Raw genomic sequence first — 23020 nt, 5'->3', positions numbered from 1 at the left:
CTGGATCCTTAGTTTGCATTGCGTTGGTCAAAACCGGTGAGATGCTGACCGCTTTTATTGTGAATGAGGGAAAGGGCCGGCTGATGACCGGCCCCAAGGGCCCAGATGTCATCAGCCATCGCCAAAAAGCCCGGATCATGGGTCACCATGACAACTGTTCCGGAAAAAGTGCTGATAATCCGGCGCAATGCGGCCATTCCCAGTTCATCGAGATTTTGCTCTGGTTCATCGAGCAACAGGATTTTCGGTTTACTGACCAACGCGCGAGCCAAGATAACCCTGGCACGTTCTCCGGCGCTGAGGTTTGTGCCTTGTTCATGCACCGCTCGATCTGCATGCAACGCAGCATGCGGATTGTTGATCATGATCCCGGCAATCCGAGCGGCATCCTGAATGTCGCTCTGCGATGCTTTGGAACAGCCATATGCGATGTTAGACCAGATTGTTCCGCGCATCAGCGGCATCAGTGAAGACGCAAGCGAGATTGTCCGGCGCAATTCGCCCGTGCGGACAGACATAATGTCACGGCCATCCAAATATATGGCGCCTTTATCTGGATCAATCAGCCGCTGTGCCAAGCGCAACAATGTCGTCTTGCCGACACCGCTATGCCCTTTTATTGCGATCACAGCGCCAGGTTTGGCGGATGCGCTGAAATTTTTGATTACCGAACCAGAGCTAACATTGTCAAAGCGCAGTTCACCGCGGACCCGACCCAGGGCTTTTCGGCTTGTTGAAGCGGCAAGCGCAGGGCCTTTGTGAAAAATAGAACCGATTTTTTCGCGCGCAACCCTGGCGTTTTTCCAATATTCAAACAGGCGGCCAAATCCGTTCAGGGCTGGCGCCGCCAGCGAAACGATACCAAAAGCAGCCACGATCTCGCCCGTGGTAGCGACGCCATTATAGATAGCATAGGCGCCTATGCCCATCGCTGCGACCAATGTCATGCTAGCCACAAGATAACTTAGCGCCCGAACCAATCCGGTTGCTGATGCACGGTTTATCATGGCTTTTTGCAAGCTTTTGGATTGGCGGCGAAGTTTCTTACGCTCCGTCCGGCGCTGTCCAAATGCCTGGACCATAACCATGTTGCTAAGTTTTTCGGCGATATTGCCTGCGATATTTCCGCGGCGGCGCCGGGCTTCGCGGATGGTGTGATCAACCCGTTTGCCAAGCAACAGGATCGCAACCGCCCCGACACTCATCACGGCTAGCGCAGCTACACCAATCATTGGATTGATGATGGTTAGAAAAGTCAGTGCGCCGATCATTATGGTCAATGCAACGATCCCGCTGGCGATACCCATACTGATCCACTGACGCAATGCGGTGAGATCATTCACGAAACGCAACATGACGACACCCTTGCGCAATTCTTCTATGCCGTGGGCAGACATACCGTTGATATGACTGAATATCCGCATCCGGGTTTCAAACACATAATCCTGACCGAGCCGTTCCATATCGATGCGCTCCCGCCATTTAAGAATGGCGATCATCATGGCCAGGCCGGCCATGATGATCGCAGGGGAAACCAGGATGGAGAGATTGCTATTGGCAGCGGCTTGCATGGCATCAAATTGCGATTTTAATGCCAGACCGATGCCGCCAATAGCGACCGCTTGCGCGAAACCGTTCAGAACCAGCTGACAGAGTATGGTTCCGCGCGTGCGATTAAATAATTGCGGCAAACTGCTCATGGGAAAAATCCTTTGCAAGTCCAAGTCCGGACTTAATGCTGACAGGTTCAGTCACATTGGTTGGTTTCGCTGGCTTCATAATCAGGCTGAGAACTTTCTCGTTCTTCTCGAACTCGGAAAGGGTCAAAGCTGGCAAGCCTGTCGCTGCAGCCGCTTCCCTGGCGGCCAAATCCGATGCGGTAAGCGCACCAGAGACTGCGCTTGGGATCAATCCCAAAGCTCTTAGGTGACGCACACCGGCGAGCGCACCCATAGGGTCACCGCTAGCGAACAGGACACTGTCTACCATGTTCTGGAATCTCGGTGATTTCATCAATAGGTCGGTTTCAGTCTGAAACAGGCCATCGGCAATTTCTGCAATGATGATATCGCAGGATTTCGCAGCCTCGGCATAAAGCGTGTCGGCGATATTTTGCAGCTGCGAAAGATTGAGGCCAACCGTTGCTGCATGGCCCGCATCGGTGAAATCAATTGTCACCTTGGCGCCTGAGTCCTTGTAGAACCAGAGGTCCCCGCCTGCACCTGTGCCGGTTATCTTGATCGCGCCGACTTTAAGACCTGCGCGTTTGGCAACCCGGACAATGGCAGCGACAGTCGTTGTCTTGCCAGCATTCATGCCCGATCCAACTACCAAAGCCATATGGGGCCGGACGGTGCGCTCGATGGCAGCCTTTGGCAGCGCATAATCCATCACATTGATCGCACTGCCGTCTTCCCGGCATAATAAGCCGAGTGGCTCGATCGCCGTCGGTTTTTTCGTACTGCTGTGGCGCGACAACAAGGTCGCAGCAATACCGCCGGCAGCAACAAGCGAACATGGCTCGACCGCTTCAGGCACTTTGCCTTCAAATTGATCGGTGGCGTAACGATTGGAATATGCAACGATGATGAGGTCACCCGGGAACATCCGTGCGCGGCGGCCATCGGTCTGTTCAATTCTTTGGTGATGGCCAAGCTGTTTCACCCGAGCAACGCAAAGATCACCATTGCGTGGTTTCAAATCACGCCGAAATCCTTTCGCGTCCTCGATGTTAACATTGCGGGTAACAAAAGCCCGCTTCACGGCCTTGAAGTTCAGTGTCTCTACTTTGTCGAATGTCATCTCTATAACCCTTCTTGTAATGCAATCCGCTTTGATCCTCCTGCGATCACAGCTCAGTAATTGCCCCGCCGCCAGATCGCGGCAAAGGGTCCGGACTGTAAACCGGGTCAGGCGCTCTTTAAGCGTAACTTCATTATGGATTCACACGATCTTCATGTTGATGACAGCCACCTGAACATTTGCGTTAATCGCCGATGAACCGGGGCTTTTTGGTTCATCTGAATGCAATGTAGCGCAGGTGGATATGGCCGCATCCGTCACCCAGTGATCGATTCGGAAACCGGTCTGACGAGATCACGTGCAGCCGTTTTTCGGCCGGTATCAGCCTTGGCTGAGGAACTTTTTCATGCTCCGCGCGGCCTGACGAATACGCTGCTCATTTTCGACCAGTGCAAGACGGACATAGCCTTCGCCCTCGTCACCAAAGCCAGTCCCAGGCGCAACTGCGACGCCCGCTTCCGCAATAAGGCGCTTCGCGAATTCCATTGAGCCGAGTTCGCGAAACTGTTCCGGAACTGGCGCCCAAGCAAACATGCTGGCTTCTGGTGGCGGAATATCCCAACCGGCGCGGCCAAAGCTCTCGACCATGACGTCGCGGCGCTTTTTATAAAGCGCCCGGTTTTCGTCGATTATATCTTGCGGGCCGTTCAGCGCTGCTGTGGCTGCGACCTGTATGGGTGTGAAGGCGCCATAGTCGAGATAGCTCTTTACCCGCGTCAGGGCACCAATCAGCTTCTGGTTCCCGACAGCAAAACCCATACGCCAGCCGGGCATCGAGTAGGTTTTCGACATGCTGGTAAACTCAACCACACAGTCCTTCGCTCCGTCAATCTGAAGCATCGATGGGGTTGGTACATCACCATAGTAGATTTCAGCATAGGCAAGATCGCTGATCACCCACAGCTTGTGCTCGCGCGCGAAATCGACAACCTTTTGGTAAAAATCAAGATCAGCGACATAAGCAGTCGGGTTGGACGGATAGCCCATAACCAGCACTGATGGTTTGGGCACACTATAGCTCATCGCATATTCAAGCCGAGTGAAGAAATCCGGACCGGGTGCCGCGGGAATAGAACGGATCGCTGCTCCTGCGATAATGAAACCGAACGTATGAATTGGATAAGATGGATTTGGGGCCAGCACGACATCGCCCGGCGCTGTGATAGCCTGTGCGAGATTGGCAAGGCCTTCCTTAGAGCCAAGCGTCACTATGACTTCACTTTCCGGATCGAGATCCACGTCAAAGCGACGTTTGTAATAGTTGGACTGTGCCAGACGCAGTCCCTTGATCCCTTTGGAGGCACTGTAGCGGTGCGCCGTAGGGTCATTGGCGGTTTCACAGAGTTTATCGATGACATGCTGCGCCGGCGCGCCGTCCGGATTTCCCATGCCCAAGTCGATAATATCTTCACCGCGGGCGCGCGCTTCCGCCTTCATCGCGTTCACTTCAGCGAACACATAAGGCGGTAGGCGTTTGATGCGGTAAAATTCTTCAGACATGGCTTCTTTCATTCCGGTGTTTCGTTTTACGGAACCGCTGCTTTGCGCAACTTTGATAGGAATGTCGAGGGGTTCAGGACAAATAGTTGTTACAATATGCCTAGACCGCCAAACTCCGTTGCCCCCGCATCACTGTGCGGCTTTCGCTACCCTTCATCATGGTGGACTTTGCCCGGATGGTATCAAGGAAATGCCAGGTCGAAGTGGCTTTCTCCGGTGTCAGCGAAACGGTCATATAGCCACGATTGGAAGTATCGCACCATTGCAGCTGGTTGTTCGTTTCCTGCACGGTGCGAGCCGCGGTCGCGGGATCCGCCCCGGACAGATAGGATTCCAGTCCCGGTGAGGTCACGCTGTGGCCACCAAATTCGACGCCAGCAGCTCCACTGCTGGTCTCCAGATTAAACGCCCAGCCATTATGGCTGTCGCCGGACAGCACGATCAGATCGGCATCTGCCTCTTGCGCGCCCAGCAACGCCCTTTCCCGCGCTTTGGGATAGCCATCCCAGCTGTCGAGATTGATTGGCAGGCCAACTTTGGCAGCGAGTGCGCCAATCGCAACCCGCGCTTTCGCAAAAGCGGGTGCATCATCTGCCAACCAGTTCACTGCTTCTTGAGGTAAGCGAAGGTTGCCCATGACGCACTGTTGACCCCAAACCTGCCATTTGGTGCCTGAATTTCGTGATTTGCGCATCGCGTCAGCCAACCAGGTTTCCTGCACGGCACCCAGCATCTGACGCTCGGGATCTTGCCAGACCGAGTCACGGAATGTCTTCAGTGCCGTTTCGATATCTTCCTGCCCTTGCAATGCCGCCGCGAGATCTGCTGGCTCGCTGCGACCGCCAATTCGGCTTTCGGTCAGGAATAACGTGGCAAGATCACCGATCTGATATTCACTCCAGCGGCCCTTTCCAGTGTCGAGATCCCGGACCGGCATCCATTCGCGATAAACCTGTTCTGCAATTTTTTTGCGAACTTCCCAGTCACCCTCGGTCTTGGGCTGATGGTTTTGTGCACCGCTCATGTGGGCATCGTTGGTAAATTCGTGATCGTCCCACATCGCAACCATTGGAAAGAGCTGATGAATGCGTTGCAGATCCGGATCACTGCGATAGGCTGCGTAGCGCAGACGATAATCAGCAAGCTGGACAATCTCATGCCCCGGATCAATCATCCGGCCTTCTAGTGCCACTTTTTTCGAAGGATAGGTACCAACTGGATATTCATAAAGATAATCGCCCGTGTGCATCACCATATCGAGATCACGGCGCTCGGCGGCATGAGCATAAGCGTTGAAATAGCCAAATGGCAGATTGGAACAACCGAAGACGCCAAGATTAAATTTCTCGATCGTCCCCTGTGGCAAGGTCCGGGTCCGACCGATGACAGATTTTGATCCATCCGGTGCGATGAAACGGTAATAATACCATTGGCCGGGCGCCAGATCCCCAATAACAATTTTGGCGATATGATCTCGGCTAGCAAGCGCCGTAACTTCTCCAGCCATTTTTGCTCTGGAAAAGTCACTAGTTTGCGCCATTTCCACCGTCAGCTTACTTTCGCCTCCGCCAGCATAGCGGGTCCAGAGAAGCACGGAATTTTGCGCGGGCTCGCCACTCGCCACGCCATGGGTAAATCCTCTCGCATGGGCCATAGAAGCATATGCGGGCGCAGACATTGCACCAAGACCGAACGTACCCAGAGCCATTAACTGGCGGCGATCAATTTGAATGGTCATAGTTTATCCTAAAATACCGACTGCGAACAGAATGACGAAAAACAATGTCATGCTGATGACAGTGAAGACTAGCAAGGCCAAAAGTCTAAGAAGCGCCTCGATCCGTGACAGCTTATAGGCATGGCGCAGCTGACGGTACATATGAAAAGGCGGATAGAAGACAAGCAAAGTTCCCCAAATACCATCAGAGACGCCAAGCGCAGCCAGAATGGCACAAGTGATGAAGAGCAGAGACATGAAACTGATCGAATAAGTCGTGAAAACGGCATGATCGTAAAAATGATAACCGCGACGACCAATTAGGGTAAGCCAAACAAATGGCAGCGAAATCGGGATAAGCAACCAGGCAAATTTATAGCCATTGGCCTTTAGCTTGTAGAGCAGCAAATCCGGATTTTCGTTGACGCTCTTGAAAGCGTCTTTAATCATCTTATCCGCTTCTTTCGAACCGGTTGTCACGCTGCTTTCATCATTCAGTACATTGCCGTCTTGAATATCCTCGAGGCCAGTTTGCAACTGGTCGATCTCTTCTTCCGAGAAATTGCCAAGCTGAATATCACCATCGCCTAACTTGACTTCAGGATAAGGTATCTCCTCCCCAGTCATGGTCGCAATAACGTTACGGCCTTTCTTCAAGTCGAGAATTTCCTGCTGCAATTTTGCAGGGTCAGCCGGATTGGCGGCAGTCAGTTCGGCTTCTTTTTCCGTAATCTGTTTTTCAATATCGGCGATCTGCATCGCCACGCCCATGCTAATGTCCTCATCGGTACCAGATCCGCCGCTACCGCCCGAAAACGGATCGCCGAGAAAAGAAAAAACCGCGAACATCATGAAGACCGAGAAGAGGAACAATGCCATCGGAGAGATAAACCGGGCGCGTTGACCGTGAATATACCGCCGGGTCAAATCCCCTGGCTTCCAGGCGAGCAACGGTAATGTTCGCCAGAATTTGCCCTCAAAGTGCAGAACGCCATGGAGAATATCATGCCAGAATGCACCAATTGAACGATGGATATGCAGCGGCTGCCCACAATGGTTGCAATAGCTGCCGGTGACGGTTGCATTGCAATTCAGACATTTACCGACACCGTTTCCGGTCGCATCACCGCCTTCGCTTTCGACTGCCTTCGCAATCAAAGCACCTTCAATGGCCGTTCCGGCTGCATCGAATTCCCCAGACATGGCAAAGAGTTTTCGCCAATTTTGTCAATAAGGCAAGCGGAAATAGCGCTGCAAAGTCCAGTTGCTCGAGAACAGGCACGTTAAGGTCAGAAACCTCTTTGTAGAGCAATGCCGATAGGTCGTTCAGACGGCTGCGGCCATATAAGTCGCCTGATTTATTGCTGCTTTTGCATCAAGCTCCATCGCCTCATAGGCGCCGCCAACCAGTTCAGCCTTCAAACCTTCCGCGCTGAGTTCATCATATAGTTCACGCAAGGGATCCTGCCCCGCACAAATGATTATCGTGTCGACCTCAAGCAGTTGCGGCTGCCCATTTTGCAGGATGTGCAAACCGTTATTGTCGATTTTGACATATTCAACGCCGTTCATCATGCCCACTCCCCGCCGCGTGAGCGTGATCCGATGCGTCCAGCCGGTGGTTTTACCAAGTCCGGCTCCGACCCGACTTTCCTTGCGCTGCAAAAGAGTTATTTCTCGATCCGATTTCGAGACCTTTGGTTCCACTCCGGTCACACCACCGCGTGGATGGTTTTGGAAATCAACACCCCATTCAGCAGCAAACACCTCGCGATCAACTGCACCTGATGGGCCAGCATGGCTAATCAGTTCACACACATCAAAGCCAATGCCGCCCGCACCGATAATCGCGACCTTCTGACCGACCGGTTTTGTGCCAGTTATCACGTCGATATAGCTAACGACTTTAGGATGGTTGATACCCTCGATATCCGGGGTTCGCGGCTTGATGCCTGTGGACACAATGACGTGATCAAATCCTTCTTTCTTTAATGTTTCTGCGTCGGCCCTGGTTTCAAGCCTAAGATCGATAGAATGCAGTTCGATCATCCGGTTATAATAGCGAATGGTTTCGTAAAACTCCTCTTTGCCGGGAATCGTCTTGGCCAGATTAAACTGACCACCAATTTCGGAGGATGCTTCGAATAGTGAGACATGATGTCCGCGCTCGGCAGCAACCGTAGCATAAGCCAGACCCGCAGGTCCCGCTCCAACCACCGCGATCCGCTTCGCATCTGTGACAGGGTCATAGTTCAAAATGGTTTCATGACAAGCCCGAGGGTTTACCAGACATGTCGTCAGTTTTCCTGAAAATGTGTGATCCAGACAAGCCTGGTTACAGGCGATGCAAGTATTGATCTCATCTTCACGCCCTTCAATAGCTTTGCGCATAAATGCACTGTCAGCCAAAAGCGGGCGCGCCATGGAGACCAGATCAGCATCCCCGCGCGTAAGAACCTCTTCCGCCACATCCGGCATATTGATTCGGTTCGATGTAATAACCGGCACGTTGACTTCTTTTCTTAGCCGCCCCGTCACCGACGTAAACGCGGCTCTGGGTACCATGGTCGCAATGGTTGGTACCGCACTCTCATGCCAAGTAAAATGGGTCGAGATAATCGTCACACCGGCTTTCTCCAGCGCTTTGCCAAGAGATATTATCTCATCCCAGCTCATACCGCCTTCCAGCATATCCATCGCAGCGATTCGAAAAATGAGAATGAAGTCCTCTCCAACCGCAGCGCGTGTTTGCTCTACAATTTCAAGCGCAAAACGCATTCGATTTTCGTATGAGCCGCCATATTCATCGTCGCGCAGATTGGTTTTCTGGACCAAGAAAGTGGAGATCAGATATCCGGCTGAACCGATTATCTCTACCCCATCATATCCCGCCTTTTGTGCCATCAAAGCACATTGGACATGATCATCAATCTGTTTTTGAATCCCCGCCTTGTCGAGTTCATTGGGAACATGCCGGGCAATTCTTGATTTCACAGCCGACGGAGCGACCATTTGAGGATTGTTAGCGAGCGGCCCCGGGTGCAAAATTTGCATACAGATTTTCACGTCAGGATCTGCCTGATGAACCGCATTTGTCACCAGGCGATGTTTGGCGGCCTCTTCTTCGTTGGACATTCGGGCGCCGTGCGGAGAAGATTCTTCGTTGGGTGCGATACCGCCAGTTATGATCATTCCGATATTATTGGCGGCTCTTTCGGCAAAATAGGCAGCCATGCGTTCAAACCCGCCATCCATTTCCTCCAGGCCAGTGTGCATGGAGCCCATGATCGAGCGATTTTTGATGGTCGTAAAGCCAAGGTCGAGTGGCTCAAGCAGCTTAGGATATTTCATAGTCTTCTCTTTAATACCATTTCACCGATATCCTATTATCCTATCTGTTAGCCGGAAAAGATCGGGATCGCTCAATCCAATCCGATGATCCCTTAAATTGCCAATCACCAGAAACTGGTCGCCAAGCCTGTTGCGGTCGGTATTATGGGCACAATGTGCATCGTATCCTTCGCTTGGAAGGCGCATCCGCGCTGGAAACTCATTGCCATTGGCAATCGAGATGAAATGCACGCACGGCCGGCCGAGGCGCTTGGTCGGTGGCAAAAGCCGACCCATATGCTGGCCGGACGAGACACTTTAGCTGGTGGCACCTGGTTGGGCCTTTCGGAACAGGGACGCTTTGCCGTTATCACCAATCTCAGCGGCTATGGCACACCGGATGCAAATCTGATTTCGCGTGGTGACCTTCTGAAGGATTTCTTGTCCGGTGAAGGTCGTTATCCTGACCTCTCCTCCAGTCAGTTTGGCGATTTCAATCCATTTAACCTGATCACAGTTGCCAGAGACAAAGCGTTTATTCACTCCAACCGACCGGGCTCTGCCAGCAATGTTCTTGCGCCTGGAATTCATGGTTTGTCTAATGGACCACTGGACGGACCTTGGCCCAAATCGGCGCATCTCAATGCTGCATTGGCTCAATGGATCGAGAGAGAATCTAGTGATCCGGCGGATTTGTTGGATACACTATTGGATGAGACAACATTCCAACCAAAAACACTGACAAACAACGGAACCGGAACACCTCTGGAGCCAAGGGGTTCGGCGATATTCATCCGTAACCCCCTCTATGGGACGCGCTGCAGCACTGTGGTAGCCGTCGATAGCCACGGTCAGGGAACTGCGATCGAACGGCGTTTTGATCATACCGGTGAATCGACAGGCGAAACTGCAATCTCTTTTGCATGGCCGACCTAGGGCCTTTCCCTAAGCTCATGACACCAATCTAAAGCATATGGGCTGCCGCTTCATCGCGATGTTTCTTGAGATATTTCATAAATGGCGTTCCACCTGTTCCGACATCGGATGTATTGCCAGCGCCGCCCTTGGATTGCTTGTTGATATAGCTTGCAGCATATTCGAGATGCCGGGTCCGGAATCGTGTCAGGTTCTCTACACAAGCATTATAAAGACTGCTTAACACCGGGGAATCAACCGACTGGATGAACGGCCGCAATAAACTATTCATGCGAATATCATCGATGAATCTGCGATGTTCGGGCGGCCGGTAAATATGCAGCTGGTCAAGATAGGCGCGAAGCGGATCGCCGGCATGATCGATGCCAAGAAAAGCATCCATTGATGGCACGATTGAGGATTGCGATCCCGTTTGCCCTCGAAAGGCTTGCGGTTTCCCATTTGTCTCTTCGACACCTTCGTAGATCAAGCCCTTTCCGAGAGCTGGATTGTCTTTCCATCCATGAATCCAGGGTCTTACCCGATGGAAATAGACATAGGGATCGCAGCGCTCTGGCATCTGGTCGAAAATATCGTTCATGTCTTCCCAAACGGCGGTCATCGCCGATAAACCGGATTCCAATGTCTCAAGATCCTGATCCCGGCACGCCTGAATGAGCGCAGGCAGCGTAGCCAACATCTCTCCCGCCCTCGCCTCGATCGCCACATGGATCAGGACAAACCACGCTTCGTCCTGTCCACCAAGAAACGGCTGGATCATATATATATTGGACAGGTCAATCGGGCCAGCGGCATCAATTCGTCCCCAATTGTCGAGCACATAGCTGGAATAGGTAAGTAAAGGGGGCTGCCCGATTGAGGCGCCGAGTTGCCAGATTGGTAGAGCAAGGCATTTGGGTAGATGCTGGGGTGGTTTTGCTTCGCCCCAAACATAGGCTTGAACCAAAAACGAATAGTGAACCATGGCCATCCGCCGTTCAGCAAGGCTGCCAGACGCACAAAAATCCGTCAAATCAACAAACGGCAGTGCCTCAATATGTTGACGCAACCGACCGGACAGAATTGTACGGGGTAGCGCCATGGCAGCATCCCGGATCGACTGAAGCGAATTCGGCAAAATGGTCTTGTCGGAATCGAAGTTAGATAAAAATCCGCGATCTGTGGTTATATTGTAGTCCGTGAGATTAGCCGCCATTTCATGTTCCATTGGATTGAGGATATTTGCACAATAATATCCCAAAATAGGCGCAATTTCCTTGCCTTATACTCCCCATGCTATCATTCTTTGCAATATATGATGGAAATTGACGATATAAGCCGCAATATCTTGCGCCAACTCGAACATGATGGCCGAATCAGCAATAGCGATCTGGCCAATAAAGTCGGGCTGTCCGCATCGGCATGTTTGCGACGTGTACAAGATATGGAACGCAATGGTCTGATCAAAGGCTATCGTGCGATACTGAACCCCGCGGTTCGCGGTGCTGCGATTACTATTTTCGTGATGGTCGGACTATCAGAGCATTTGAAAAAGGATGCGCAGGCATTTGAACAAGCCGTCGCGAAAGCATCAGAAGTACGCGAATGTCACAACATTACGGGATCGGTTGAATATCTGCTGCGCGTCGAAGTATCGGACCTTGCCGCCTATAAAAAATTTCATGCCGATACACTTGGGACGCTGCCGCAAGTCAGCAGTATAACATCGCATATTTGCCTGGGCTCTCCGACCGACAAGCGCGCCTAGTACGCGGCGTCTTATCGGTCGATGAGGGAGTCTTTGTGGCTATCGGCGGTCAGGCTTTTTGATACTGTTCACGGCGCTCCTGCAGATGGGTGACTCGTAATCCCGGCATTCCAGCTCGCTCTATCGCCTGTTGCCAGGAAACAAACTCCTCCAGTGACAGATTATACCGGTCGCAAGCCTCGTCGGTGGTCAGCATCCCACCATTAACAGCAGCGACGACCTCGGCTTTACGGCGCACAACCCATCTCGTCGTCATGGGGCATGGCAGATCATCTTTGGTCATCGCTTCACCTAAGGGGCCGATAACAATAGCTGGTCGTGGACGTGTGTTCTCAATCATAATAACCTCTTACATGCCGTTCGGCATCGCTTTGTTCGTACCCCGCAAACAGAAAATGCCTTGCGGAGCTAAACCAACTTGGAATGTTTAAGGTTAACAGAATCGCGTCAATCGTAACCCGTTTCTGATTGAACATTTGCGCCGTTTTGCGCGCAATGGATAAGGACCGGACCGTGAGGCAATTGCCTCCAGACGACCAAATTCAATTAAGAGTATCAGCCGCGCAAAATCTCATAAGTTGCATCTACCAAAGATTGGCCGCGTTGATTTAGCAATAGTCCCATGCCCATCTGGTTCATCGTATATCCAAATGCCAAACCATGGTCCGGGTCGGCAAAACCGATGGATCCACCGGCGCCGACATGACCAAATGCTGCCTTACCAATAACCGCTGACATCTGATCACCACCCGGATGGGCGCGATTATCCATCGACTTCATGAAACCTGAGGCAAAACGGGTAGGCGCCAACAATGTCGCGTCAATCTGGGTTGCAACGGAAACCTCACCCATGTGGGCAAGCCGCTCGGGCGACACCAGCTTAACACCCTTATGTGATCCACCCAAGGCTAGCGGCTCATACATAGCCACTTGACCGCGTGCATTGGACATGCCGCCGGCACCGCCAATCTCCGCCTTATGTGCGGCAGGATCATTTTGGTTCCAGCCGCCATTGTTCAAAAAAGACAGCGCTTGAATTGAATTCGGGTCCGTGAGCAATTTTTTGGTAAAAGCGCTCATCATTGCTGATGGATCAGGCGTTGCCAGAAGGATGGGAGCAATCGGATGGGTGACGTCGTCGGGCAAGCCGATCCAGAAATCTGCACCTAAAGGATCAGCGATTTCATCCCGAAAAAACTGACCCAGTGACTTGCCAGATACCCGGCGGACCAATTCACCAACGGTCCAGCCGAAATTCACCATGTGATAACCGTTTCGGGTTCCCGGCTCCCAAAACGCTTCCTCGTCTTCAAGGCGTTTAATCATATAGTCCCAGTCCAGAAAACCGCCTGGCTTAACCGGATCACGAAAGGCAGGGACTGCACTTTCGTGGTTCAGCATCATCTGGACAGTGGTGGCTTCCTTTCCGTTCTTGGCAAATTCAGGCCAATATTCGGCAACCGGCGCATGGAGTGCCAGCAGTCCGCGATCGACGAGCATATGGGCGCATAAGGCCGTTGCGGCCTTTGTGCAGGAGAAAACAATTGAAATGGTATCCCGTTCCCATGGCACGTCAGTCTTGGGATCAGCGACACCGCCCCACAAATCAACCACACGCTCGCCATTCACACTGATGCAGACTGACGCCCCTACTTCTCCGCGCTCAGCAAAATTCCGATTAAATTCATCGCGAATACGTCCAAACTTCTCTGCTGCCGTGCCGTCGATATTTGCTGTCATCTTGATCAGTCTCCTGTGAAAGCGGTTTTAGGCTGGCCTGATAAACCAGTGGAAAGCATAAGTACCCGGCCCTACGCGATATTCCTGCAACGCATCGGGACCGCAAGCGCCTGTGCCAACACCGCGCATAGCGGCATCAATATGCACTTCTATGCTGTCCTGGCGGACCAGATCCGCGATGGTTGTTGCACGGGTCATATCTAAGTCATGATGATGACGTGCGGAAAAACTGAGATTGGGCAGAGTAATGGAGAATCCCTTACCGCTATTATCTTGGAGAACGAAGTAGCGCGTCTGTTCATGGGCACCATGCTCCTGGGGCAGGACATAGGCGTGATACTGATCGGCAACTTTTGATTCCCAGCGTCCGACTGTCTGCGCACCAATCCTATCGGGATAAGATTCGTCGGGACCGAGTCCCAACCAGGTCAACTGCTCCAATTCTGCAGGAACCGGGAAGCGAATTCCAATCCGAGGCACATCGGTCCACGCGTCCGGCACTATAATCTCTTCATCAATACGAGCGCCATCTGCATTCAACGTCCACTGCGAGCGATGAGTTGCTTTCTGACCATCGGTTCCAATCATTTCCCGGCTAAGACAAAGCAGAGTCTGGTCTTCCTGCTCTTTGACTTGAGGGGGTGATGCGACAAGCTCAAGGTTATCAAGCCCGTTGTTCACCCATTCCATGCGCTTACTCGGACGTTCCTCGCGCCAACCAATTTTACCGCCATCATTGTCCATCGGTGCGCGCCAGAGGCTTGCGGTAATATCGCCTTCAATTGCGATACAATCACCGACATTCACCGTTGATATGTTGCCTTTTTCATCAAACCTAATCTCAACCGGACCAGATTGCAGAGAGTCAGTAACCGGCAGGCTACTGGAAAGACTAAATGCCGGAAAATCGACTGGTTCAGGAATGGCTGTGTCTCCGAGAGCAAATTGATCCCAGGCCAACAGATGCCCGGCTTCAACCCAATCGGATGCTTCACGCAGTCGCCACTGAGTCAGCAGATGCCACTCGTCGTCAGTGTCTATTTCGGTCCTATACGGAATAGATATGGTTTCGCTTTCGCCAGCCGGAATATTTGGAAACAGAGTCCCGCTCTCCACCATCACTCCATTTTTCTGCAGCGACCAAGTTAGCTCAAGATCATCCGTGCTGATAAAAGAACGCCGATTGGTAAAGCATACCTCTTGTCGGCCGTCCAGGTTCGCTCGCACAGGGCGCGCCGCCCACTGATATTCGCGCAGTCCCGGATGCGGTGTCAAATCCGGTCCAACCAGCCCATCACAGCAAAAATTGACATCATTCGGATCATCCCCAAAATGGCCGCCATAGGCCCAGAAGAACCGGCCTTGCGCATCGGTTTCCGCAAAACCATGATCGCGCCATTCCCAAACGAAACCGCCACCCAGCGCGGGTTCTTCAAAAAACGCATCCACATAGTCCGCTATTGATCCATTGGAATTACCCATTGCATGAGAAAATTCGCATAGAATCATTGGACGGTCATCCAGCTTGGTTTCCTCGGCCCATTTTGCCCAACCAACAATAAACTCAATCGACGGATACATTGGACAGATCAAATCCGTGGTCATGCGCTCCCGCATATCGGGCGCATTGCGAGACGTTTCTGTGGGGTCACCCATTAGCGTCTGGAACCGATGAAATATCGCGCCCTCATAGTGCAAGAAACGCGTGTCATCCATCCGCCGAACCATCGCCGCGGCTGCATCATGAGCCGGACCAAGACCGGATTCATTGCCCAAGGACCAGCCGATCACGCTCGCATGATTGCGATCGCGCTGAACCATACGCATAACGCGTTCGATAATTGCTTTCTGATAACGCGGATCATTGGATACTGCCTGCCAGCGCGCATGGCATTCCACATTGGCTTCATCGATAACGTAAAAACCCAATTCATCACACAGATCAAGCAAGCGGTGATCATTAGGATAGTGGGCGGTGCGGATTGCATTAATATTATGCCGGCGCATCAGAAGCAATTCGGCACGCATTTCTTGGACGGTTAGTGTTTTCCCGGTTTCAGGGTGGTGATCATGGCGATTCACCCCAATGATGGTAATCGGCTGGTTGTTAACCAGCAACCGGCGATCCTTAACTTCGACGCGGCGGAACCCAACAGCTATCTTATTGGCTTCGACAATATTGCCCTGGTCATCAAGTAACTCTGTAGCCAGGTGATATAATGCGGGTCGTTCCGCAGACCATGGCTCAGCGTCCGAAATGGTCGCCTCCAAAATCGCTCGGGTTTCGACGAATTGATAGGCGGCGGTATATTGTTCGAAGACATTGCCGTCTGGAAACTGAACAACTGCCCTTTCCGGCAGAGTGATCAAAAGATCGCCCTTCGGCCCGAAAAGCTGTCCGCGCACAGTCCAGCCAGAGGACGACCCATCAATCTTCACGGAACAATGAAGTTGTCCCTTACCGCTTTCAGCATCAAAATCAGCAATGATACTCTGATCTGCAATATGTGTCGCACCACGCGACTCAATATGAACCGAGCGGTGCAGGCCGCCATGATACCAGTGGTCTTGATCCTCGATCCATGTGGCATCCGACCATTTGATTACCATGATTGCAATCAGGTTGACGCCCTCATTCAAGTAAGGCGACAGATCAAATTCACTCGGCAAGCGCGAATCCTTGCCCATGCCCACAAACTCACCGTTGCACCAGACCAGCGCAACACTCTCGAACCCGCCAATGTGGAGAATTGTCTCCCGCGCATGCCAGCCAGACGGCAGATCAAATTGCGTGCGATAGAGGCCTGTGGGATTCTGATCTGGTATTTGCGGTGCAGCCCTACAATCAAAAGGCATTTGCACGTTGGTATATTGTGGCAAATCGTCTGTATTTTGGCGGGTCCAGCTGCCCGGAACTATGATGGAGCGCCAATGGTCGTCATTATATGCGGGCTGTTCCCAACCATCAGGAGAAGCCGTTGGCTTGCCTACCAGAGAAAATTGCCACTCGCCGTCCAATGACAGTTTAAACGCGGATTGCCTATCTGCGTGCATTGCCGCTTCCGCATTCGCAAAAGACGTGAAGGATGTCCGCGCCGGCAGACGGTTAAGTTCCGTCAGTTCGGGTTGCATTATATCATTGAAATTCAGCTGCATGCTTCCTGCCTACAGCAAGAAAACATGAAACAACATATCTCTATTGTGGAACTTATCAGTCTGAATGCGAATTGGCGGATAGTGAGAGCTGGCGAACCCGCTCAAGCGCTAAATACATGGCTCCTTCGGTCATGGAGCTTCAGTCTCGGCAACGGGCTGCCGATCATCGATATCGACCATCAGCAAACCCTCCATAACCGCGCAAGCGACCATATGTGTGCGATTCTTCGCCCGCAATTTCAGACGTACATTCTCGACATGGCGATCCACGGTGCGCGGCGCTATATCAATATGCTGCGCCACTTCTTTGGTCGACATGCCCTGAGCAATAAATTCCAATATCTCATGCTCTCTCAGCGTGAGCACTGGACCGCTGGTCAAACTCTTTTGCTGTAACATCACGAGGCCTACCTTTTAAAATACCGACAAGCCAAAAAAACTTGCCGATCACAAATGCCCCCATTTGTTTCGGTCGTGTACTCACAAGCGACACCATCGCTGCGAGCTATCACTGCGCACAACATTTAACGGCCTGTTGGGCCGCCTAATCTGACTGTTGGTGGTTCCCTCCCCAACAAATCGTCTTAACTGTGACATCGCAGTGACTATGTCGTCCTGCGATAGTTAATCTTTTACTCGTGTACTACAGGTTTGGGATAGGACAAAAACGTCCATGCCAACTGCCTGAATTTACAGTAATTTACATCAGTCTGTCAATCTAGTAGGTAAAATCCCCTAGTAAAAACCCGCAGGCAGAATGACTTGGTTTTCCAAACAAGCGAATCACTGGATAGACGATTTGCACCCTCCTGCCCTACATAATCACCACAAAACAACAAAAGGTCGCATCTGAGGCCGCGATGATATTCTGGGAATATCGTCACGGAATGAACAATAAAGGGTCGTGCTGAAAATCCAGAGGAGACAGCACGGATGCAATCGCTAATGACCGCACCTGCAATCATGCAGGGGCTAAACTCGAACTTGCGCTCTACCACCTTACGGTTTCGCGCAGGACAACTCATATTTGATGAAGGGCAAAGAGCCAGTCGTTGGTACGAAGTGGTGCACGGAACCGTGCGCACATGTCGTTTCCATATGGACGGGCATCGTCACCTAACCGGTTTTTTCTTCAGTGGCGACGTTTTCGGGGCCGACTACGGCAACTATGGAACGGCGGCTGAAGCCGTTACCGACGTCGTGGTTCGGTGTTACAGAGTCGGGGATATCACCGACGACTCAACGCCCAAAAAACAACTCGACGAAGCCGTTACGATTCTGTTTCGTGCGATGTCGACGGCTCAGCGCTATCTGTTCATCATGGGACACCGGACCGCAACTGAGAAGCTTGCGGCGTTTCTGCTGTGCCTGAAACAACAGGCCGATGGTGATTCCTGTATCCGGATCCCGATGTCGCGCAGCGATATCGCTGATTTTCTTGGCCTCACGGTGCACACGGTTAGCCGGACATTTACTGACCTGGCCCGCCGTGGGTTGATCAAAATTGACGGACGACACTCGGTCATCATTACCGATAACTCCGGTCTTTGCAGTATCGCCGGCGAATATCATGACAGCTTGGCGGCCGAACCCGAAACCGACATTCATCCCGCAGCCGGCCTTTGCCTTGGCGAACTATCAGCTGCCTGAAATTTGCATGCCTTGGCATGCTTGGAGACTTCAATATGACCAGCACAATATCAAACCCCCTCGCCTATATAGTCGCCCTTCCCGCTGCGGCATTGTTTGGTGGATCAGCGGATGCCGCGACACCGTCAACAATCGAAAAAGAAAATGTCAGCCCGGCCCAAAGCTTTACTGCTGCTGAAGCCGAAGCGGAGTCGGCCAGAATCATGGCGCGATTACAGGCCGTGCAGTCCAAAAGTCAGTCGCGAGCGGCAGAACCGACGACAGTACCAGCGGAGCCTTCGCCCGCACCGATAATGCAAGCGGCGGCTCCTATGCCCAAACCGGCGACAAAAAAGCCCCAAGCGAAAGTTATGGATCAGGAAACAACTAATATCACCGCTGCTTTGCAAGCGATACAATCCGAACTGTCGGAGCAAAAGCAACTGATCGCCAGCCAGAACGCGCTGATCCAATCTCAAAATGACAAGATCAAACAGCTCGAGCTGCATAATCAACTAGTGCGCGCCGCTGCTCCCGTGGAGACACCGTTTGCCCTTTCGCAGATGCGCGGTACCGGTATTCAGCGAAGCCGGGTAGAGACAGCCGCAGTGCAAATCGGGACGAGCCCGGATGATGAACTGACCATGCCGGAAGGCCCGGTTGGCGAAGCTCCGCCGGAAGCGAACAATATCGAACAGAAGGTTGAAGCCGTGCCGGAAGGGCAAGGAGTGCTGACACCACGCGGACAGTTCGTGCTTGATCCTTCCATTGAATATACACGCTCATCCACCAACCGGTTGGTCTTCCGTGGAATCGAGTTGATTCCGGGTATCCAGATTGGAGCGATTGAAGCCAGCGACGCGGACCGCGACACCATCATCGGAACTTTCGCCATGCGCTACGGTCTGACCAACAGGCTGGAGATCGAGGGCCGCGTTCCCCTACTCTATCGTAAGGATAGAATTCAGGTTGTTCAGCAACGCGATGAACAGATTACCCGGGAAGTTGGTCTAGAGGAAACCGGGATAGGCGACGCCGAAATTTCGCTACGCTATCAACTCAACCGACCCAAATCGCAAAGTCCTATCTGGGTCGCCGGCCTTCGCGTCAAAACCGATACCGGCACCAGTCCCTATGAGATTCCGTTCGACGAATTTGGCGTTGCTACCGGACTTGCCACTGGATCGGGCTTCTGGGGCGTACAACCCAGCATTAGCTTCCTGCTGCCCTCTGACCCTGTCGTCATCTACGGCGGCACCGGCTACTTGTGGAATATTGAACGCAATATCGATCGCGTGGTCGGCGATGTTTTTGTCGGAAAGGTCGATCCGGGTGATGCAATAAACGCGAGCGTCGGTTTTGGCTTTGCACTCAACCCGCGCTTTTCTTTCTCGCTGGGATATCGCCACAACTATATTTTCTCGACCAAAACCCAGCTCGGCGACACATTGCAAGAGAGTAATGATATTCAGGTTGGATCACTCAACTTTGGCATGTCCTATCGCCTCAGTGAAAAGCAATCTATGAATCTCGGCTTCCAGTTTGGCGTGACCGAGGACGCCCCGGACGTCAGCATTGTTGCGCGCATACCCTTCCGCTTTTAGATTATCAAATGACCGCGTTGACCGACGAAACGGGCAAGAAGCATCGACAATCACACCGTGTCCGAGCCCTTTTGCAACCCGTTTTACCGGCCACGCAGCAACAGTTACAAGTATCCTTTTGCGAAAGGTGGATGATCATCTCAGTTCTTTCGCGCGATCAAGAGCTTTGGGATTATAGTCGTCAGTCTCGTTCCATAGATAACGCGCTGAGGACAAATTGTCGCGCACCCATCTTCTTCAGTCCTGATATCACGGCCTCGCACCAGTCGATCAGGTTAGGATTAAGGATCTGTCGGGTCCGCAAAAAAAGCGCCGCGAACCTGCGTGAAGGCTCACAGCGCTTCAGTTTAGGACCGGCAGGATTGGCGGCCGGTCAATTCCCCATCAGTTCCCCAGAGCCCCAATTGCGGCGTGACCCGCTAGATCATCGAGAGCGCTGCCCAGTCGATCCATCATCAGATTGCTATTGAAATTTTCATAGCCAGAAAGACTCAGCGTTGCGTCCACTTCTTGCACGGCCTCAAAGCCGTTGGCGGTATTGATCAGCATATTCTGGACACCATTGGTGGTCTCATGAACAATTGCGGTTTGGCCGTTGTTCAGCAAGTAGACCGGTGTATCGCCAACCTTCATCCGGATATTGCCATTGGACAACACCCCATTTTCGAGCGCAGAAACATCAACCGGGCTTAGTCCGGCAGCAGCCGTCTGGGTGGTATGCGCGCCCTCATCGTTCAGGTTCAGCACCGTCTGCAGAAGCAACTCTCCATTGACATAGGTCCTGATATCAGCCCCGAAATTTATACCTAGCCCAGACACGACAAACCCGCCACGCAGCTTGTCCAAATCTTCGTCTGAAACAAGTGCGGGCAGATCAACCGCCGTCACCGTGGGGTCGGCTTTGGCGATTTGGGGCATGAGCATCGCTGTGAAGGAAGCGATGCAGGCGACCGTGGCGAAATATTTACGTCTGCAGTTCATGGTCTGTCTCTCATCTGACGGTACCAACCCGCACGTCGAGAAGAAATTCTGGCGTGATCTGGTACAGGGGGGGAAGGTGGGTGGTTAAATTGCCGATCGTTGCGGTTTCGGACACCTGATCAGTCGGAGCGGTGGACCAGGGATTCCAGTCACCGGCAAGATTGTAGATAGGTCGTTTGGTAATAGGTCCATCGACGATGGCCAAAGCGATTCCGTTCCAGTATTTATGGAAATCTTCGTAAGAATATTTGTTGATGCCAAGCACAGAATCGCCGACCAGCACCTGATCTTCGGTCTGTCCCTTGACCACAACGAAATGTTTGAAACCATCGATGTCCAGAAGCACGATGACCGGCCGCTTGACCTGAATAAGTTGTCCTGGCTTCAGTTTGAAGCCCTCGGCACGATAACCGATGGATTGCAAATAGTTGCGCATGTCGAGCATCGAGAAGCCGACTTTTTTTATGACCTCTTTATCGCCCTGATCCCACATCGCTTTAAACGGTGTTCTCTCGACTGTTGGTCGATCATAGTGATAGGTGAGCAAGGTCGCGACTGCTGCAGACCCGCAGCTAAAATCATAGCGTTGGCGAACAACCGAACGAAAGGGGATATCCCACCAGGTCATTACGCCGACATAATAGTCTCCACCGGTCGATTCTCGCGCCAAACGGACTTCGGATTGTGCGGCGGAGCTATAAATCAGGGTGGCGCCGGAAAGAGCCAGCAGTCCGCCCTTCAAGAAAGATTTCAAGCCGCTCTTGAAGGGCGGAAAGGCTGGGCGTAGGCCATTTTTGATGGGGGGAGTGAGGGTCATGGCCTATACCTTACCTAATCGGTAATATTGATCGTCACGGCCAGGCCCGCCTGGAGTGCCGACTGAGCGCCGGTGTTGATCACAATATTACCAAGACCGTTAAAACTGGACAGGGAGTTATCCGACAAGTTGACATCACCGGCGGTGAAATCACCGTTGATCGTATTGCCGGTATTGTCCGAGTTAAAGGTCTGTTCGTTAATTGCTATCTGTGTGCCGCCGCGTAGCTCATCGAGCTCGTCTAACGACATCAGGGGGGATGCAGACGGCTGCGCGGTCGTCGCGGGTGCCTGGGGCGCTGCGCCTTGATCCGTGACCTGTGCGCTTGCGTGGGAAGCGGACATGGCCAGTGGGGCTATCATAAGAAGCCAAAAATGCTTTTTCATCGTCTTTACTCCCGATAGGGATACGGATTTGGGGGATGGAGGGGCCGGTTCCATCGGCTGGAACCGGCCCGCCCTTCATCGCGTGGGCGATTAATCGCCGCCACCGCCGCCGGCAGCCGCTTCACCAGCACCATCACCGAAGTTGATGGAGCCTTGTGCCGCAATGTTGGTTGCAGCCTGGTTGTTGTTGTTGACGCCGGTATTCCATGATTGGTTCAGGATACCCGCAAAAGCTGCGAAGGCATTGCCGCGAACATAGTTGTCGCCGCTGTTATAACCGACTGGAGCCGGTGTACCATCTTCACCATCCAGATCGATGAGTTCATCCATCTGAGAGTTGGTGTTATATGCGGTCAGCGTTTGCGTAGCGATAACAAGATCGTTGTTGTTGTTGTTATTGCTGTTGATGTCGTCCAGCGTATTTGTCGTGCTGGCGTCTGCCGCCAGATATACATCAAGCAGATCGTTAACAACGACAGCACCGTTGTTGGTGTCTGTGACATCGTTATTTTGGTTTTGCTGAGCCATGGCAGGGGCGCCAACGGCCAAAGCAACCACTGCAGCTGATGCCGCCATTACTTTAGTCATTTTCATCGGTATTCTCCTTAGGGTCTAAGGCTTCTCATCATTCCCTGATCAAACAAGGAAGGGGGTAAAGAGGCCCTGTTATATGCC

Annotated in this window: 19 protein-coding genes; 4 read left to right on the top strand and 15 right to left on the bottom strand. The window is 52.4% G+C overall.

What is annotated here, in order from left to right; all coding sequences use genetic code 11:
- Positions 1-8: 8 nt before the first annotated feature.
- From DG177_RS14270 to DG177_RS14245, 6 genes are all read right to left on the bottom strand, one after another.
- Complete coding sequence (locus DG177_RS14270) at positions 9-1700, bottom strand: ATP-binding cassette domain-containing protein (RefSeq protein ID WP_108812093.1); 1692 nt, start codon at positions 1698-1700, stop codon at positions 9-11.
- Complete coding sequence (locus DG177_RS14265) at positions 1675-2802, bottom strand: DUF1611 domain-containing protein (protein WP_108812092.1); 1128 nt, start codon at positions 2800-2802, stop codon at positions 1675-1677. The genes DG177_RS14270 and DG177_RS14265 overlap by 26 nt, the downstream gene beginning before the upstream one ends.
- A gap of 321 nt (positions 2803-3123) precedes the next feature.
- Positions 3124-4302 carry an LL-diaminopimelate aminotransferase gene (locus tag DG177_RS14260; protein ID WP_108812991.1) on the bottom strand — a complete coding sequence of 393 codons (1179 nt, stop codon included), beginning with the start codon at positions 4300-4302 and terminating at the stop codon, positions 3124-3126.
- A gap of 100 nt (positions 4303-4402) precedes the next feature.
- Positions 4403-6040: an alkaline phosphatase D family protein gene (locus DG177_RS14255; RefSeq protein WP_108812091.1), complete on the bottom strand. Its 1638-nt coding sequence runs from the start codon at positions 6038-6040 to the stop codon at positions 4403-4405.
- A gap of 3 nt (positions 6041-6043) precedes the next feature.
- Entirely contained in the window at positions 6044-7222 is a 1179-nt protein-coding gene (locus DG177_RS14250; RefSeq protein ID WP_108812090.1) for a DUF3667 domain-containing protein, read from the bottom strand.
- A 123-nt stretch (positions 7223-7345) separates the two neighbouring features.
- Positions 7346-9370, bottom strand: coding sequence for an oxidoreductase (locus tag DG177_RS14245; protein WP_108812089.1), 2025 nt, complete (start codon positions 9368-9370; stop codon positions 7346-7348).
- Positions 9371-9514: 144 nt separating this feature from the next.
- Between DG177_RS14245 and DG177_RS14240 the strand changes: the two genes are divergently transcribed.
- A complete protein-coding gene (locus tag DG177_RS14240) occupies positions 9515-10285 on the top strand; it encodes an NRDE family protein (protein ID WP_337658862.1) in 771 nt (256 codons plus the stop codon).
- Between the two features lie 28 nt (positions 10286-10313).
- On the opposite strand, the gene DG177_RS14235 is transcribed toward DG177_RS14240, so the two are convergent.
- The gene (locus tag DG177_RS14235; protein ID WP_108812990.1) at positions 10314-11480 is read right to left on the bottom strand and encodes an indoleamine 2,3-dioxygenase; all 1167 of its coding nucleotides are present in this window, start codon (positions 11478-11480) and stop codon (positions 10314-10316) included.
- A 99-nt stretch (positions 11481-11579) separates the two neighbouring features.
- On the opposite strand from DG177_RS14235, the gene DG177_RS14230 reads away from it, so the two are divergent.
- Positions 11580-12032: an Lrp/AsnC ligand binding domain-containing protein gene (locus DG177_RS14230; RefSeq protein WP_108812087.1), complete on the top strand. Its 453-nt coding sequence runs from the start codon at positions 11580-11582 to the stop codon at positions 12030-12032.
- 49 nt (positions 12033-12081) lie between these two features.
- On the opposite strand, the gene sciP is transcribed toward DG177_RS14230, so the two are convergent.
- The 4 genes from sciP to DG177_RS14210 all read right to left on the bottom strand — a co-directional run bounded on the left by sciP (position 12082) and on the right by DG177_RS14210 (position 17327).
- The gene (sciP, locus tag DG177_RS14225) at positions 12082-12372 is read right to left on the bottom strand and encodes a CtrA inhibitor SciP (RefSeq protein ID WP_108812086.1); all 291 of its coding nucleotides are present in this window, start codon (positions 12370-12372) and stop codon (positions 12082-12084) included.
- A gap of 215 nt (positions 12373-12587) precedes the next feature.
- A complete protein-coding gene (locus DG177_RS14220; RefSeq protein WP_108812085.1) occupies positions 12588-13772 on the bottom strand; it encodes a serine hydrolase in 1185 nt (394 codons plus the stop codon).
- Positions 13773-13799: 27 nt separating this feature from the next.
- Positions 13800-16928, bottom strand: coding sequence for a glycoside hydrolase family 2 TIM barrel-domain containing protein (locus DG177_RS14215; protein WP_108812084.1), 3129 nt, complete (start codon positions 16926-16928; stop codon positions 13800-13802).
- A 129-nt stretch (positions 16929-17057) separates the two neighbouring features.
- Complete coding sequence (locus DG177_RS14210; protein ID WP_108812083.1) at positions 17058-17327, bottom strand: LuxR C-terminal-related transcriptional regulator; 270 nt, start codon at positions 17325-17327, stop codon at positions 17058-17060.
- 534 nt (positions 17328-17861) lie between these two features.
- On the opposite strand from DG177_RS14210, the gene DG177_RS14205 reads away from it, so the two are divergent.
- On the top strand, positions 17862-18578 hold the full coding sequence (locus tag DG177_RS14205; RefSeq protein WP_108812082.1) for a helix-turn-helix domain-containing protein: 717 nt from the start codon (positions 17862-17864) through the stop codon (positions 18576-18578).
- 35 nt (positions 18579-18613) lie between these two features.
- Positions 18614-20161, top strand: a complete 1548-nt coding sequence (locus DG177_RS14200) for a transporter (protein WP_337658860.1) — start codon at positions 18614-18616, stop codon at positions 20159-20161.
- Positions 20162-20545: 384 nt separating this feature from the next.
- Here the strand turns inward: DG177_RS14200 and DG177_RS14195 are convergent, their stop codons facing one another.
- The 4 genes from DG177_RS14195 to DG177_RS14180 form a co-directional block, all read right to left on the bottom strand.
- Positions 20546-21142: a hypothetical protein gene (locus tag DG177_RS14195; protein WP_108812080.1), complete on the bottom strand. Its 597-nt coding sequence runs from the start codon at positions 21140-21142 to the stop codon at positions 20546-20548.
- Between the two features lie 10 nt (positions 21143-21152).
- Positions 21153-21959, bottom strand: coding sequence for a cysteine peptidase family C39 domain-containing protein (locus tag DG177_RS14190; RefSeq protein ID WP_108812079.1), 807 nt, complete (start codon positions 21957-21959; stop codon positions 21153-21155).
- A 14-nt stretch (positions 21960-21973) separates the two neighbouring features.
- The gene (locus tag DG177_RS14185) at positions 21974-22345 is read right to left on the bottom strand and encodes a hypothetical protein (RefSeq protein WP_108812078.1); all 372 of its coding nucleotides are present in this window, start codon (positions 22343-22345) and stop codon (positions 21974-21976) included.
- A 90-nt stretch (positions 22346-22435) separates the two neighbouring features.
- On the bottom strand, positions 22436-22939 hold the full coding sequence (locus tag DG177_RS14180) for a hypothetical protein (protein ID WP_108812077.1): 504 nt from the start codon (positions 22937-22939) through the stop codon (positions 22436-22438).
- Positions 22940-23020: the final 81 nt, after the last annotated feature.

The organism is Sphingorhabdus sp. Alg231-15, from assembly GCF_900149705.1.
Classification (GTDB): Bacteria; Pseudomonadota; Alphaproteobacteria; order Sphingomonadales; family Sphingomonadaceae; genus Parasphingorhabdus.
The sequence above is the reverse complement of the archived record's forward strand: the minus strand, read 5'-3'. Positions and strand labels throughout refer to the sequence as shown.

Coding starts and splice junctions, on each gene's coding strand:
- DG177_RS14235 (WP_108812990.1), bottom strand. CDS start 11,480: ATGGCGGCTAATCTCACGGACTACAATATAACCACAGATCGCGGATTT.
- DG177_RS14185 (WP_108812078.1), bottom strand. CDS start 22,345: ATGAAAAAGCATTTTTGGCTTCTTATGATAGCCCCACTGGCCATGTCC.
- DG177_RS14180 (WP_108812077.1), bottom strand. CDS start 22,939: ATGAAAATGACTAAAGTAATGGCGGCATCAGCTGCAGTGGTTGCTTTG.
- DG177_RS14230 (WP_108812087.1), top strand. CDS start 11,580: ATGATGGAAATTGACGATATAAGCCGCAATATCTTGCGCCAACTCGAA.
- DG177_RS14270 (WP_108812093.1), bottom strand. CDS start 1,700: ATGAGCAGTTTGCCGCAATTATTTAATCGCACGCGCGGAACCATACTC.
- DG177_RS14260 (WP_108812991.1), bottom strand. CDS start 4,302: ATGTCTGAAGAATTTTACCGCATCAAACGCCTACCGCCTTATGTGTTC.
- DG177_RS14240 (WP_337658862.1), top strand. CDS start 9,515: ATGGGCACAATGTGCATCGTATCCTTCGCTTGGAAGGCGCATCCGCGC.
- DG177_RS14205 (WP_108812082.1), top strand. CDS start 17,862: ATGCAATCGCTAATGACCGCACCTGCAATCATGCAGGGGCTAAACTCG.
- DG177_RS14190 (WP_108812079.1), bottom strand. CDS start 21,959: ATGACCCTCACTCCCCCCATCAAAAATGGCCTACGCCCAGCCTTTCCG.
- DG177_RS14265 (WP_108812092.1), bottom strand. CDS start 2,802: ATGACATTCGACAAAGTAGAGACACTGAACTTCAAGGCCGTGAAGCGG.
- DG177_RS14245 (WP_108812089.1), bottom strand. CDS start 9,370: ATGAAATATCCTAAGCTGCTTGAGCCACTCGACCTTGGCTTTACGACC.
- DG177_RS14210 (WP_108812083.1), bottom strand. CDS start 17,327: ATGTTACAGCAAAAGAGTTTGACCAGCGGTCCAGTGCTCACGCTGAGA.
- DG177_RS14250 (WP_108812090.1), bottom strand. CDS start 7,222: ATGTCTGGGGAATTCGATGCAGCCGGAACGGCCATTGAAGGTGCTTTG.
- DG177_RS14195 (WP_108812080.1), bottom strand. CDS start 21,142: ATGAACTGCAGACGTAAATATTTCGCCACGGTCGCCTGCATCGCTTCC.
- DG177_RS14215 (WP_108812084.1), bottom strand. CDS start 16,928: ATGCAGCTGAATTTCAATGATATAATGCAACCCGAACTGACGGAACTT.
- DG177_RS14220 (WP_108812085.1), bottom strand. CDS start 13,772: ATGACAGCAAATATCGACGGCACGGCAGCAGAGAAGTTTGGACGTATT.
- DG177_RS14200 (WP_337658860.1), top strand. CDS start 18,614: ATGACCAGCACAATATCAAACCCCCTCGCCTATATAGTCGCCCTTCCC.
- sciP (WP_108812086.1), bottom strand. CDS start 12,372: ATGATTGAGAACACACGTCCACGACCAGCTATTGTTATCGGCCCCTTA.
- DG177_RS14255 (WP_108812091.1), bottom strand. CDS start 6,040: ATGACCATTCAAATTGATCGCCGCCAGTTAATGGCTCTGGGTACGTTC.